Here is a 14,042-nt window from a genome sequence, read left to right as displayed (position 1 = left end):
CACGAAAAGTGGCTCCCCCTGCAAGACTTGAACTTGCGACATACGGATTAACAGTCCGCCGTTCTACCAACTGAACTAAGGGGGAATTTCTCAAAGCGGGGCGAATCTTAGCTATCACCCTGATGGCTGTCAACACTAGAAACAGCACATTTTGCTGTTTTTAAATCATCTGATTATTCGGCGATCAGAGTTGGCTGCTTTTTTGTTCTGTTGACGCAATATGAGGCAGATTTTCTTTTGGATCACTCGACATTAAAAGATTTCTTGGCGTATTGATGGTGCTCCATTTTTTGAAGAGACAGAAATAGCGATACCGGGCTTGGTGACATCTTTGTGGTTTGGGTGACTTCACATCAGCGATATTGATGTTGGGGAAATACTAAAAGACTTAGATTGGTCAAAAAACGAACGCGTGTGTTGGTGGTGATTTGTGAAAGTGACGCTTTTGGGGGGATTTGACTGACAATCGGCGAAAGAAAACTTTGTGATGTACCTCTCATTGCCTGTTTTGATGTGTGATCGCTCTATTTCAGCGACTTTGAATTAAAAATGGATTGACTTTGATGAGTGCTTTTAGTTTCTGGCTTGGCAAAGGTTACCCACAAATTCTGTGGATAACTATGTTAATCACGGGTTTTATCCCCTAATTCGTCAAGTTTGGTTTTGCGCCTTTCAGTCGGCTTTCTCTTCATTATTAAGAAAAGCGCCGATCACACAGCAGTTTGCAACACCCATGTAACCAATGGATCCTTTTCATTACAAAATGGAGTTGTACACATGGAAGCTCTCTTTTAAAGTGATGAAAGGATCGACAAAGAGGCGAAGTGCTTCTTTCTCTTCGCCGTATTTTCTTCATGATTACTCAACACTGTTCCATTTTTTTACGTGTTGATTTGCAGCACTTAACCAAGTGAGAGAAGCTAAGTGGGGTAAGCAAGGTGAAAGACGCCAAGCAACTATGCGTAAATGACAAACAAATACGCTTAAACAACAAGTAAATACAGGCAAAAAAAGGACATGATTGTGGAAGCCCTACCTAAATTAGCCCTCAAAGGGAAAGTCAGTGATGTTGAATGGCAGCAGCGTGTCGATTTGGCAGCATGTTACCGCCTTGTCGCAGACATGGGGTGGGGAGATCTTATCTATACACACCTCTCTCTCCGCATTCCTGATACCGACACTTACCTCGTTAATGCGTTTGGCGTTGCTTTTGATGAAGTGACGGCATCGAATCTTGTTAAAGTCGATCTAGACGGCAACATTCTTGATGACACGCCTTTTGATATTAATCCTGCGGGTTTCACGATTCACAGTGCGATCCACGAAGCACGTCCTGATGCCCATTGTGTGATTCACTTACACACCAATGAAACCATCGCAGTCGCTACGCAGAAAGACGGGTTAAAACCGCTTAGCCAATATTCTATGTTTTCTCTGCCTTCGCTGTCCTATCACTCCTATGAAGGCTTGGCGGTTAACGATGCCGAAAGAAAACGACTTCAACGTGATTTAGGTGACACCAACCATATGCTGTTAGTTAACCACGGTGGACTCACGCTAGGGCCTTCAGTGGGTGATGCCTTCATGCGTTTTTATGACATGCAGCGAGCGTGTGAAGTGCAATTGATGCTTCAAGCCGCAGGCCAAGAAGTGGTCGCTGTACCGCAATCCATTCAAGATAATATCTTTGCGCAGGCAAAGGTTGTGCATTCTGGGACGACAGGGGGGCAAAAAGCATGGCCTTCCTTACTGCGCAAAGCGTGGCGTCTCGACCCAAGTTTTATGGAATAAGACTCTATGCCCATCGTATTGTGTGAGTGTAGAAATTGATGAATTCAAGGAGAGAATAAATGAAAGTCACGTCAGTAGAAGTGTTTGATATTCATTGCCCAGAACGCCCACCGTGGAACCCGGTGTTTGTGCGTATACATACCGACGAAGGGATCAGTGGTGTGGGTGAAGCTGGCCTTGCTTACGATCTAGGCCACAGTGCTGCTGCACATATGATAAAAGAAATGGCTGAGGCCTTCTTGATTGGCCATGATCCTTTCCAAACCGAACAGCTTTGGGCGCGTATGTTGCGTGAAAGCTTTTGGGGATTAGGTGGTGGCCCAGTGGTTTATGCCGCAATGAGTGCCATTGATACCGCACTTTGGGACATCAAAGGTAAAGCACTGAATTTACCTGTCTACCAACTGTTGGGTGGTAAGGTAAATGACAAACTCCGTACCTATGCTTCCCAACTTCAGTTTGATTGGGACAAAGACTTCAAAGCACTTTCAAAGCCAGAAGAATACGCAGAAGCGGCATTAAAGGCCGTGGCAGAAGGCTATGACGCGGTGAAAGTCGATCCGATCATGTACGACAAAGATGGAAACACGTATTACGAACGTACAAAAATCATCTCACGCGCGGAAATGAAGCTTTATCGTTCTCGAATGAAAGCCATTCGTGATGCGGTTGGCGATGAAGTTGACATCATCTTTGAATGTCATAGCTTACCGGGTGCGACAACGGCGATTCAGTTGGGAGCGATTGCGGAAGAGTTCGACTGCATGTACTACGAAGAGCCAGTGAATTACCTCAATCACTCATTGCATGCGAAAGTCGCTGACAAAGTAAATGTGCCTATTGCGGGGGGCGAGCGCCTTTACAACCGCTGGCAGGTGCGTCCATATCTTGAAGACCAAAGTGTCGATGTGTTGCAGCCAGACATTGGTCTCTGTGGCGGTTTCACAGAAACCAAAAAAGTGTGTGATTACGCCGATATCTTTGATGTTCGCATTCAAGCTCACGTATGTGGTGGCCCTGTTGCCACGGCGGCGTCATTGCACCTTGAAACTGCGATTCCTAACTTTTTAATCCACGAGCACCACACCTATGCGATCAAATCGTGGAACCGTGAATTGTGTCTGCAAGATCCTCAGCCAAAGAATGGTTTCTTTGAAGTGTCTGAAGCGCCGGGTATTGGCATTGAGTTGAACGACGAGATTGTAATGCGATCGCCAAGATTGACGATTAAATAAATCAGATAGCACCAACCACTGAGTGCGACATATTAAAAGCCCCTGCCTATCTGGCGGGGGCTTTTTGTTTTATTTCCCGAAGACGGATAACGCAGAGAAAACACGATCTGAACTAAAAGCGATAAAACTGTTGAGCGTTAGAAAAGCAAAGCTTCGCCATGACTTCCTTCGTGAACGGCAAAGATGCATATTCCTGCCATACCTCTTGGTATGCCATACGCAGCTCGCTCAGTGGGAAATTACTTGCAAGCATGACTTTATCTTCACCAAACCAATTCATCAGTTCTGTGATGCGATTCGCCACAGCTTCTACGCCATAGGTGCGGTTCGTCATCTCCCAGCCAGAGGCTTTGATATACACGTTAGGTTGAATAGCGAGGCTTTGAAGATTCTTAGCCCATTGTTCATGATCGTTTTCAGGTGGGAAACCAGCATGGTTAAAGGCAGTACGTAGTTTGGGCGTTTCATTGCAAAGAGACAGGAAAGCATCCATGGCATTGCCATCTGCACCGTCAAACTGCGCTTCAAATATCAAGCCTGAATCCGCGATAACACGAAGGTTGCTTATCACCTGAGGGTCTCGGAGTAATTGTGCGGCATCTTCATCAAGGATATGGCGAACACCCGCCGCTGATTTGTGGCGCCTTAGCTTTGCGAGGTGCTGAGTGAATGCGTCTGAATCTAACGTCAGGTCAACACAACCGATGCTTCGAAAAGGCATGCGTACAGTGTCTTCCAGCCACGCAAGCTCTCGCCACGGCTCTTCATTGTCAAAGCCAGCTTCCACATGGAGAAAACCTTCGATCTTGTGATCGTCGTTCAAGACCAAATCAGTTTCCGCCCAATCACGACAGATCGTGACTTTGTCATCCCAGTTGGGTGGGTTTCCTGCCCTAAGCCAACCGTATTTACCGCGGTGTAAATCAATAAGATGGAGATGAGCGTCAATTATTCGCATTATTATTGTGCCGTATAGCCGCCGTCTGCGGCATGTAAACTGCCCGTAATAAAGCTGGCTTTATCACTGGCCAAGAACACAACCAAGTGGGCAATCTCTTCTGGTTGAGCAATTCGCCCTAATGGTTGAAGCCTGCCTTCTTCTTTATGTATTTCTTCTTTATCTGCACCAGACCGTGCGCAGTACGCATTTATTGCATTGTGGTAGAGCGGTGTTTCCGTTGTGCCAGCGCATACAGCATTGGCGCGAATGTTATATTTCGCATAATCAATCGCGGTTGTTTTCGCCATTGATGCAATTGCGTGCTTACTTAAGTTGTAGGCAAAAGAGTTAGGTTTCGCCACAGTGCATTGATCTGATCCAAGCAAAACAATGCTCCCTTTTTCAGCCACTTTCATGACAGGAAGGCAGGCGCGAATAGCGTGATATGCGCCTTTTACATTGATATCTAACACACGGTCCAAATCCGCTTCTTCGGTGTTTTCAATGGTTGAGCTGAAGTGAATGCCAGCATTGCATACGAGCGCATCCAGTTGCCCTTCGTTTTCCATCAGTGTCTCCACTGCGTGTTGCAACGCTGTCGCGTCCGTCACATCGCACGCCAGCCAGTGTCCTTTCGGGCCTTCTTGACGGTCAGCGTTATAAACGGCGTAGCCTTCTTCAATGAACCCCTCGACAATGGCAAGACCAATGCCTGCGGAACCGCCGGTCACGAGTGCGACTTTTTTCATTTTTATTTTCCTCAACACTGATGCGCTACGTGAGCGCGAGATGTTTTGATCATCCTTGGTAATGAAAATATGTCAATAAAGGAGAGAGAGCAGAGAAAATGGAAGTCACTGATGCACTTGCTGGCTTTGTCAGTTGACTTACCTCGACGAGGGCGCAAAATGGGAGGTTTGGTAATCATTGTCACGGACTCGTCATGGGCAAGAATTTCAAACTGCATTCCCCCTTTAAACCCTCAGGTGATCAGCCGACGGCGATTAACCAACTGCTTGAAGGCTTGGATTCGGGTCTCGCGCATCAAACGCTATTGGGCGTAACGGGTTCAGGTAAGACCTATACGATTGCGAATGTGATTGCGACGGCTGATAGGCCGACCATGATCATGGCGCCCAATAAAACCTTGGCCGCTCAGTTATACGGTGAAATGCGTGAGTTTTTCCCAGATAACGCGGTTGAGTATTTTGTGTCTTATTACGATTACTATCAACCAGAGGCGTATGTTGCGTCGACCGATACATTCATCGAGAAAGATGCGTCGATCAATGAATATGTCGAGCAAATGCGTCTGTCGGCGACGAAAGCACTGTTGGAAAGACGCGATGTGATCATTGTTGCATCCGTGTCTGCGATTTATGGTTTAGGTGATCCTGATTCTTACTTGAAGATGATGCTGCACTTACGCCGAGGGGATGTGATTGACCAGCGCAGCATACTGCGACGTTTGGCTGAGATTCAGTACACCCGAAATGACCAAGCTTTCACGCGAGGTACGTTTCGTGTTCGTGGCGAAGTGATTGATGTTTTCCCTGCCGAATCTGATCGTGATGCCGTGCGCATCGAGCTGTTTGATGATGAAGTGGAAAACATCAGCATTTTTGATCCACTGACGGGCTCCATTTCTGAGCGAAACTTACCGCGCTGTACGATTTATCCGAAAACACACTATGTCACACCCAGAGAGCGTATTTTGGAGGCGATCGAGCACATCAAAGAAGAGCTGGTTGATCGCAAGAAGGTACTGCTAGAAAACAACAAACTCATCGAAGAACAGCGCATTTCCCAACGTACCCAGTTTGATATCGAAATGATGACTGAGCTAGGTTATTGCTCTGGTATCGAAAACTACTCGCGCTATTTGAGTGGTCGTGCGAATGGCGAGCCGCCTCCGACCTTGTTTGACTACCTGCCCTCTGATGGTTTGCTGATCATCGACGAATCGCACGTCACCGTGCCTCAGATTGGCGCAATGTATAAAGGTGATCGATCGCGAAAGGAAACGTTGGTGGAGTATGGTTTTCGTCTTCCTTCTGCGCTCGACAATCGCCCAATGAAGTTCGATGAGTTTGAAGCACTCGCACCGCAGAGTATTTATGTTTCCGCTACGCCTGGTAAGTATGAAATAGAAAAATCAGACGGCGAGATTGCCGATCAGGTTGTGCGTCCAACAGGCTTGCTCGATCCTTTGATTGAAGTACGCCCAGTGGCAACACAAGTGGACGATTTGCTGTCAGAAATCCGAATTCGAGAGAAGATCAATGAACGTGTATTGGTCACGACACTGACTAAACGTATGGCGGAAGACCTGACCGAATACCTTGAAGAGCATGGTGTACGCGTACGTTATCTTCACTCTGACATTGATACCGTTGAACGTGTCGAAATTATTCGCGATTTACGTCTTGGTGAGTTTGATGTGTTGGTCGGCATCAACTTGCTTCGTGAAGGTTTGGACATGCCAGAAGTGTCGCTGGTGGCGATTCTGGATGCTGACAAAGAAGGTTTCTTGCGTTCTGAGCGTTCACTGATTCAGACGATTGGTCGTGCCGCAAGGAACTTAAATGGTCGCGCCATACTCTATGGTGACAAGATCACAGGCTCAATGGCCAGAGCCATTGACGAAACAGAGCGTCGTCGTGTCAAACAGGAAGCGTACAATGAAGCGCATGGTATTACGCCACAACGCTTGAACAAGAAAATCATGGATGTGATGGAAATGGGCGGCAAGCGCAAGTCGCACAAGCCAAAAGTCAGCACAAACTTGAAAGCCGTTGCAGAAGCGGATGCGGAATACAGTACCAAGTCGCCACAGCAGATTGACGCACAGATACAGTTACTAGAAAGCAAAATGTACGAAGCTGCACAAAATTTAGAGTTCGAAACGGCGGCATCACTGCGCGATGAGATTGCGGCGTTGAGGAATCTGTTTATTCAAAACAGCTAAAAAAAAAGCCAACCGGAAAGCATTCGGTTGGCTATCTTGTTTCAGTGAACGAAGTGCTCACAAACAACGTCAGTTGGCTAGGTGACCCCGAAGGGTCGATGTATATAAAGCACATACCGTGCCAGCTTTAATTATCGAAGAATCAGTCAATATATTGCGGATTTTGTTCATTTATTTGCAAAACCTTTTGCAATTTGCAATGCAAAACGCACCCAAAACAACGTTGTGAGAGAAAATCAGCGTTATACTTGGGCAGTATTTTAAATATTAGAAACAGTTTTTAGGGATCTAAGCCGAGGATCGAATGCAAGAATCTGGCGCTAAAAAGCGAATTTTGATGGTAGAAGATACTGCCTCTGTCGCCGCACTGTATAAGTCCTATTTGAATCCACTCGACGTCGATGTCGAGATAGCAAGCACAGGCCAACAAGCGATAGAGCATTTTGCAGCAGGGCATCAGTTCGCCTTGATACTGCTTGACCTTCGCCTGCCTGATATTTCTGGTTTTGAGGTATTGGCGGAAATCCGCAAACACCAACCAGACATTCCTGTGGTGATCATGACAGCCCATGGCTCTATTGATGCTGCGGTGGAAGCGCTACGCTATGGTGCGAGCGACTTTTTGATCAAACCTTGCGAAGCAGACTTGTTGCGTGTCACGGTCAACAAGGCGCTTAAACCGAAGAGCATTGTCGACGGTAATAAACCGGAGGGCGCTTACTACGGATTCATAGGCCGAAGTGTGCCTATGCAGGCCGTGTATCGCGTTATCGATTCTGCAGCGCCGAGTAAGGCGACCGTCTTTATTACGGGTGAGAGCGGTACAGGTAAGGAAGTGTGTGCCGAAGCGATTCATGCGGCCAGCACACGCGCGAAGCATCCGTTTGTCGCGATTAACTGTGCTGCCATTCCAAAAGACCTCATTGAGAGTGAGTTGTTTGGTCACGTGAAAGGTGCCTTTACTGGTGCGGCGGCAGAACGCGAAGGTGCGGCTGAAATGGCTGACGGCGGTACCTTGTTCCTTGATGAAATCTGTGAAATGGACTTGGATCTTCAATCCAAGTTATTACGCTTCATTCAGACAGGCACGTTCCAAAAAGTGGGTTCTTCCAAGGTAAAACAGGTCGACGTTCGCTTTATTTGCGCAACGAATCGCGACCCTTGGAAAGAAGTGGTAGCAGGAAACTTCCGCGAAGATCTTTACTATCGCCTCCACGTTATTCCACTGTCTTTGCTGCCACTGCGTGAGCGCGGGGCCGATGTTGTTGAGATTGCTCAATCCTTATTAGTTATGTTCGCGATGGAAGAGGGGAAGGACTTCCGCGAATTCAACGACGAAGTGACACAACGTCTGTTGACCTATGATTGGCCCGGTAATGTGCGCCAGCTTCAGAACGTGATCCGTAATACTGTTGTGCTTCATAATGCACGTGAAGTCACAGAAGAAATGCTGCCTCCACCGCTTTCTAACGTTTCTGGTGTCAAAATTGCATCTCCTTTCGTGAGAAGTAACGCCACATCGACGATTGCACCTGCTCATGATGAAAATGTCGCATTTAATTCGACCCTGCCAAAGCAAGGTTCCGTGACTAAAGCAGACATTGAGCCTCTATGGCTTACTGAGAAACGTGCAATCCAGATTGCGATAGATGCCTGTGATGGCAACATCCCGCAAGCCGCTGGTTTGTTGGAAGTCAGCCCATCCACCATTTACCGTAAGTTGCAGAGTTGGCAAGAATCACAAGAAAAAAGGAACTAGGTATGGCGACGACAGTGAATCATGAAACATTACGGCGATTGGCTGTTGAAGTTGGCGAAGAAACGGTATCAAGCCTTCTCGTTGTCTTTAGCGATGAGCTTAGCCGTTATTATGATCAACTCGCAGAAACGCCAAGTACGAACCAAGTTCGTGAAATCAGCCATGCAATTAAAAGCAGTGCTGCCAGCTTTGGCGCTGATGAATTGGCAGAGCTAGCCCGTGAATGTGAATCACGTGTAAAGCTTGGGCAGGAATCGTGGGTGCATGAACAGCTTCCTCGACTAACGTCAATGCTTCAAGGGACAGCCTCTGAATACAAAGCGTTAGCCGATCAGGAAAATTTGTTCAACTAACCATGATGTCTTTAATGGCCTGCGACAATCTGTCGCGGTCATGACGCCACTGGTGGTTTGCAGACGCTAATTCTGCATCCACCTGTTGGTAAACCTCGTCTAATGTGTCATCGGTGTTCGGACCGAGAACAACATCAATCTTTCTCCCTCCCATCGAACGTTCGCACCACGTTAGCATTGTGTCTAACGACATTTTCCCTGCTGGCCCTGCTTCTTTTCCTAAATTTCTAACGAACACTATCTTTGCCGTTGTGGTTTTGAGTGCGCGGTTTATTTCGGGCAAAAGAAGGGGAGGCATGATGCTTGTTAAAAAGCTACCTGGCCCTAAAATTACAATGTCTGCTTCTTGAATCGCGCAAACCGCTTCGCGCGTTGCTGGAACAACAGGCTCAAGCATCAAACGCGCTGGTGGCTCGTCCAAATCATCAACATCCGTTTCACCAGATATCATCAAGCCTGAATGGGTTTGTGCGGCGAGATCGGCCGGGTGTTCTGACATGGGAACGATTTGTGTGGAAACCTTGAGCATATCTCTAATCAGGTTGATCGCTTCAAGTGGGCGGATAGATAAATTGTCTAATGCTGTCAGCATCAAATTGCCAAGGTTATGGCCATCCAGTTCACCATTTCCTCTGAAACGGTATTCGAAAATCATTGAGCCAATCGAAGGTTCAGTGATGAGCTGATTGATGCAGTTGCGCGTGTCGCCCCAAGCAATGCCACCTTGGCAGGCACGAATGCGACCTGTTGAGCCACCATTATCTGTGGTGGTGACAATGCCAGTTACATTATCGCCAAATTCACTAAGTGCAGAAAGAATGCGGCCAAGCCCGTGTCCGCCGCCGATGGCGACGATTTTTTGTTGTTGGTTGTTATTGTTCATTGAGTGCCATTAACCGTAGAGCCTATTAAAAATAATAAGGTATAACTCGAAGAAACATGACAATCTTCTTCCTTTAGACTGCGTTTTTTGAACGGGTGGTCACGCGGAGAATAAAAAAAGACCAGCGAAAGGCTGATCTTTTTGGGTTTTTTAGCTGTGAGATTAACGTGTTGATATAAGCAAATTAATGCGGGTCTTTCATAAGGCTCAACAAGTATTCACAGGTATCGCTGCACGAGTTTGCCGCCATGAGCACTTGTTTTTCGCTGGCCGGAATGGGAAGTAATTCTAACCAGCGTTGGCACAACCAAGTGAGACTCTCAAAGTGCGGACGCTTGTGTAATGAACTCAATTCAGGGTAACGATCGAACATGATTTGTAAACGCTCAGCCAGTGGTGCAGCATCGTTGCTCACTTCACGCTCTGGCCATGTTGGTAAGGTCTGACAGACTGCAACAACAACGCCTTCTTCGTTTTCTTTGATACTGTCGATAACAAAACTTTCATGTCCACAAACGGTGATGGTTAATACACCATCTTCACCTGAGGTATTAAAGTCTTCAACAGTGACACGCGTACCGATTCCTGCACCAATCGGACTCGTTTCATCCATGCATACTCCAATATCCAATCCATGCTGCATTGCATATTTCACGGTATTGAGTTGCTCTCCCGGCACCACACGCAGTGGAAGTCGGCCAGAAGGGAGGATATGACGATTATTGAAAAGTATAGGTAGAGTAATGGTCATAGTGAGCTCCCAGTCAATTTTTGTCTGAGCGTGTGACTGCCGTGGCAATGGTCTTTGTGATTGCCCCTACACGCTTCCTTCGTTATTCATTTTTCATTCGGAACTGCTTGTGTACCCATTACTGCAAATTCGATGCCTATTTTTTTTAACGCAAAACGGCTGGTTTAACAGACGACGTTTGCATTTTGCATTTCGAAATTGCGATACCTTTGTCATTTGACACGCAAAGGCCATCTACCTTGTCTATCAATCATAGAGGCTTAAACCCGTGCGTGTATGAGTACAATCCGTTTTATTGTTTTGGTATGTCCTTAACGGCAATAAGAAACTGCCGCAATTCGATTGTGCTTTAAGGTTAATGGTCAGATCTGTATGTGTTTTGAGACGGTAACAAAATAGTTATTGTTGGATAATATAATGAGAAAAGCGTCACCAATTCTTGTTTGCTCACCCCAAGGTTTGCTAAATTGGCAAAGATTGCTGACGCTGTTTGACGTTGTTTGATTTTTTCAGCAGTCGTAACTCCGAAGCCTCTGTCCCTAAGTTCACCAGAATACGGGGCATTGGCCGTGACATAAGGTCACCAGGGCGGTCATAGAAATGTGCCCGTCTCCCGATATTGGAAAGGTGTTTCGTGACAGTACAATTTGAAGATTCCTACAGCCGTAAGTTTTATTACTTACGTTTGTCTATTACTGATGTTTGTAACTTCAGGTGCACCTATTGTTTGCCTGATGGTTACAAGCCTGCCCATAAGAACTCTGGCTTTCTGTCCATTGACGAACTGAAACGTGTTGTTTCAGCGTTCGCGCATTGTGGTACGTCAAAGGTACGTATTACTGGCGGTGAGCCATCACTTCGCAAAGATTTCACAGATATTCTTTCGATGATTTCTTCTCAAGAGGGCATTGAAAAGGTCGCCATGACCACCAATGGATATCGACTTGCAAAACATGCGCAATCTTGGCGTGACGCGGGACTGACGAACCTTAATGTCAGTGTTGATAGTCTAGACGCTCGCATGTTCCACCAAATCACCGGTGAGAATAAATTCCGCGAGGTGATGGCGGGCATTGATGCCGCATTCGATGCAGGTTTTGAACAAGTCAAAGTGAATGCGGTTCTGCTGAAAGATCTCAATAGCAGTGAATTGCCTGCTTTTCTCCGTTGGATCAAAGACAAACCTATCCAGCTTCGTTTCATCGAACTGATGCAAACGGGCGACATGAATTCGCTTTTTGAAAAACATCACCAATCGGGTGTTTCTATCCGGAACCATCTCATTGCGAATGGTTGGCTAATGAAAGTCCGAGAGCGCAGTGATGGACCTGCGGAAGTATTTTGCCACCCAGACTATGTGGGAGAGATCGGCCTGATCATGCCGTACAAAAAAGATTTCTGTGATTCTTGTAACCGTCTGCGCGTGTCGGCGCTTGGCAAACTGCACATGTGTTTGTTTGGTGATTACGGTGTTGAACTGCGCGATTTGTTGCAAGAAGACAAGCAAGAAGTGGAATTGATCGCGCGTATTCAAGGTCAACTTGCAGATAAGAAACAAAGTCATTTTCTCGACCAGGGACATACCGGCATGACGCCGCACCTGGCATCCATCGGCGGTTAATACCGTTAATAGACATTACTCGTTGAGGTTCACATTTTATGGGTCACGCTGTCACTGAATTTTCGCCAGCTAACATTGCCGTATTAACCGTTTCAGATACGCGCACAGAAGAGAATGACACGTCGGGTCAGTTCCTGGTGGATGCATTAAAAGAAGCCGGGCATACACTGGCAGACAAAAAAATTGTTATCGACGATATCTATCAACTCCGTGCGATTGTGTCGCAGTGGATTGCAGATCAAAATGTGCAAGCTATCTTGATCACTGGCGGCACAGGCTTTACGTCTCGTGATAGTACGCCAGAAGCGATCAAACCACTTTTCGACAAAGAAGTGGAAGGCTTTGGTGAATTATTCCGAGCTATCTCATTCCAAGAAATTGGCACATCTACTATTCAATCTCGCGCGATTGCGGGCTTTGCTAACCACACGGTTATCTTCGGTATGCCAGGTTCTACGGGTGCGTGCCGTACGGGTTGGAACGGCATCATCAAGCAACAGCTTGATGCGAGCCATCGCCCATGCAACTTTATGCCGCACTTAGGTCAATAACTCATGAGTAAGTTCACGCACATTAATGCTTCAGGTGAAGCCAACATGGTGGATGTGTCTGCAAAAGCAGAAACCGTCAGAGAAGCGCGCGCTGAAGCTTACATTGATATGGCACCAGAAACCCTTGAACTGATTGTTTCGGGCTCGCACCACAAAGGCGATGTGTTCGCGACCGCCCGTATTGCGGGTATTCAAGCAGCAAAACGCACGTGGGATTTGATCCCGCTTTGTCATCCACTGATGCTAACGAAAGTGGAAGTGCAGCTTGAAGCTTTGCCTGAAACGTCACAGGTGCGTATTGAGTCTGTGTGTAAGTTAAGCGGTAAAACCGGTGTTGAAATGGAAGCACTGACGGCTGCATCTGTCGCGGCATTGACCATTTATGACATGTGTAAAGCCGTGCAAAAAGACATGGTCATTGGCCAAGTACGTCTGCTTGAGAAAACAGGCGGTAAATCAGGACACTTTAAGGTAGAACAATGATACGAGTGCTTTTTTTTGCGCAAGTAAAAGAACTGGTCGGTATGGGCTCTCTGGAACTTGAAGGCACATTTTCTACCGCAGAAGAGATTCGCTCGCATCTTGCGACTCAAGGCGACAAATGGTCACTTGCGCTAGAGTCGGGCAAATTGCTGGTGGCCATTAACCAGACGATTTCTCCGCTAACAACCGCGGTTTCTGATGGTGATGAAGTGGCATTCTTCCCGCCAGTCACCGGAGGTTAACATGATTTCAGTGCAGCGTGACGACTTCTCTGTTGCAGAGGAATACCAATGGTTGAACGACAATGCCAGTGATGGTGCTGTTGTTACTTTTGTCGGCAAAGTGCGAGACATGAACCTTGGTGACAATGTGACAGGCTTGACCCTAGAGCATTACCCGGGCATGACCGAAAAGTCACTTGAAGAAATCTGCAACGACGCCAAAGCGCGCTGGCCGTTAGGTAAGGTGCGTGTGATTCACCGTGTGGGTGCGTTGAATCTGGGTGACCAGATTGTGTTTGTTGGTGTGAGCAGTGCTCATCGCAAAGCCGCGTTTGATGCGTGTGAGTTCATCATGGATTTTCTAAAAACCCGAGCACCGTTCTGGAAGAAAGAAAAATTGGTTGATGACGAGCGTTGGATCGAAGCGCGCGACAGCGACGATGAAGCCGCGAACCGTTGGTGATTCAACGAGCCTGAACTGAATCA

14 protein-coding genes, 1 tRNA gene and 1 riboswitch are annotated in these 14,042 nt (G+C 47.0%); of the genes, 10 read left to right on the top strand and 5 right to left on the bottom strand.

Annotated elements, in window-relative coordinates; all coding sequences use genetic code 11:
- Positions 1-9: 9 nt before the first annotated feature.
- Positions 10-85 (bottom strand) — tRNA-Asn (locus tag BM082_RS07060).
- A gap of 932 nt (positions 86-1,017) precedes the next feature.
- On the opposite strand from BM082_RS07060, the gene BM082_RS07055 reads away from it, so the two are divergent.
- Together BM082_RS07055 and BM082_RS07050 are read left to right on the top strand one after the other, a co-directional pair.
- A complete protein-coding gene (locus BM082_RS07055; RefSeq protein ID WP_074926144.1) occupies positions 1,018-1,791 on the top strand; it encodes a class II aldolase/adducin family protein in 774 nt (257 codons plus the stop codon).
- Positions 1,792-1,850: 59 nt separating this feature from the next.
- Entirely contained in the window at positions 1,851-3,026 is a 1,176-nt protein-coding gene (locus tag BM082_RS07050) for a mandelate racemase/muconate lactonizing enzyme family protein (protein ID WP_017010089.1), read from the top strand.
- A gap of 112 nt (positions 3,027-3,138) precedes the next feature.
- Here BM082_RS07050 and BM082_RS07045 read toward each other — a convergent pair whose 3' ends face one another.
- Together BM082_RS07045 and BM082_RS07040 are read right to left on the bottom strand one after the other, a co-directional pair.
- The gene (locus BM082_RS07045) at positions 3,139-3,984 is read right to left on the bottom strand and encodes an amidohydrolase family protein (RefSeq protein WP_074926140.1); all 846 of its coding nucleotides are present in this window, start codon (positions 3,982-3,984) and stop codon (positions 3,139-3,141) included.
- A gap of 2 nt (positions 3,985-3,986) precedes the next feature.
- Positions 3,987-4,715: an SDR family NAD(P)-dependent oxidoreductase gene (locus tag BM082_RS07040; RefSeq protein ID WP_074926137.1), complete on the bottom strand. Its 729-nt coding sequence runs from the start codon at positions 4,713-4,715 to the stop codon at positions 3,987-3,989.
- A 194-nt stretch (positions 4,716-4,909) separates the two neighbouring features.
- Between BM082_RS07040 and uvrB the strand changes: the two genes are divergently transcribed.
- From uvrB to BM082_RS07025, 3 genes are all read left to right on the top strand, one after another.
- Entirely contained in the window at positions 4,910-6,934 is a 2,025-nt protein-coding gene (gene uvrB, locus BM082_RS07035; protein WP_017010086.1) for an excinuclease ABC subunit UvrB, read from the top strand.
- Between the two features lie 304 nt (positions 6,935-7,238).
- The gene (gene luxO, locus BM082_RS07030; RefSeq protein WP_074926133.1) at positions 7,239-8,693 is read left to right on the top strand and encodes a quorum-sensing sigma-54 dependent transcriptional regulator LuxO; all 1,455 of its coding nucleotides are present in this window, start codon (positions 7,239-7,241) and stop codon (positions 8,691-8,693) included.
- Between the two features lie 2 nt (positions 8,694-8,695).
- On the top strand, positions 8,696-9,046 hold the full coding sequence (locus BM082_RS07025; RefSeq protein WP_017010084.1) for an Hpt domain-containing protein: 351 nt from the start codon (positions 8,696-8,698) through the stop codon (positions 9,044-9,046).
- Here the strand turns inward: BM082_RS07025 and yvcK are convergent.
- Both yvcK and BM082_RS07015 read right to left on the bottom strand, forming a co-directional pair.
- Entirely contained in the window at positions 9,039-9,929 is an 891-nt protein-coding gene (gene yvcK, locus BM082_RS07020) for a uridine diphosphate-N-acetylglucosamine-binding protein YvcK (RefSeq protein WP_017012808.1), read from the bottom strand. The two genes, BM082_RS07025 and yvcK, sit on opposite strands and share 8 nt — an antisense overlap.
- 184 nt (positions 9,930-10,113) lie before the next feature.
- The gene (locus tag BM082_RS07015) at positions 10,114-10,680 is read right to left on the bottom strand and encodes an LON peptidase substrate-binding domain-containing protein (RefSeq protein ID WP_026024593.1); all 567 of its coding nucleotides are present in this window, start codon (positions 10,678-10,680) and stop codon (positions 10,114-10,116) included.
- Between the two features lie 510 nt (positions 10,681-11,190).
- A riboswitch (molybdenum cofactor riboswitch) is annotated at positions 11,191-11,326 on the top strand.
- Here BM082_RS07015 and moaA point away from each other — a divergent pair.
- The 5 genes from moaA (at position 11,315) to moaE (ending at position 14,019) form a co-directional block, all read left to right on the top strand.
- On the top strand, positions 11,315-12,301 hold the full coding sequence (gene moaA, locus BM082_RS07010; RefSeq protein WP_017010080.1) for a GTP 3',8-cyclase MoaA: 987 nt from the start codon (positions 11,315-11,317) through the stop codon (positions 12,299-12,301). It overlaps the preceding riboswitch by 12 nt.
- 38 nt (positions 12,302-12,339) lie before the next feature.
- Positions 12,340-12,852, top strand: coding sequence for a molybdenum cofactor biosynthesis protein B (gene moaB, locus BM082_RS07005; protein ID WP_017010079.1), 513 nt, complete (start codon positions 12,340-12,342; stop codon positions 12,850-12,852).
- A 3-nt stretch (positions 12,853-12,855) separates the two neighbouring features.
- A complete protein-coding gene (moaC, locus tag BM082_RS07000; RefSeq protein ID WP_074926129.1) occupies positions 12,856-13,335 on the top strand; it encodes a cyclic pyranopterin monophosphate synthase MoaC in 480 nt (159 codons plus the stop codon).
- Entirely contained in the window at positions 13,332-13,577 is a 246-nt protein-coding gene (gene moaD / locus BM082_RS06995; RefSeq protein ID WP_017012809.1) for a molybdopterin synthase sulfur carrier subunit, read from the top strand. The genes moaC and moaD overlap by 4 nt, the downstream gene beginning before the upstream one ends.
- 1 nt (position 13,578) lies before the next feature.
- A complete protein-coding gene (gene moaE / locus BM082_RS06990) occupies positions 13,579-14,019 on the top strand; it encodes a molybdopterin synthase catalytic subunit MoaE (protein WP_017012810.1) in 441 nt (146 codons plus the stop codon).
- The last annotated feature ends 23 nt before the right edge of the window (positions 14,020-14,042 follow it).

This window comes from Enterovibrio norvegicus DSM 15893, assembly GCF_900115495.1.
Lineage (GTDB): Bacteria > Pseudomonadota > Gammaproteobacteria > Enterobacterales > Vibrionaceae > Enterovibrio > Enterovibrio norvegicus.
Note: the sequence above shows the minus strand (reverse complement) of the source record. Positions and strands in the feature narration are given on the sequence as shown.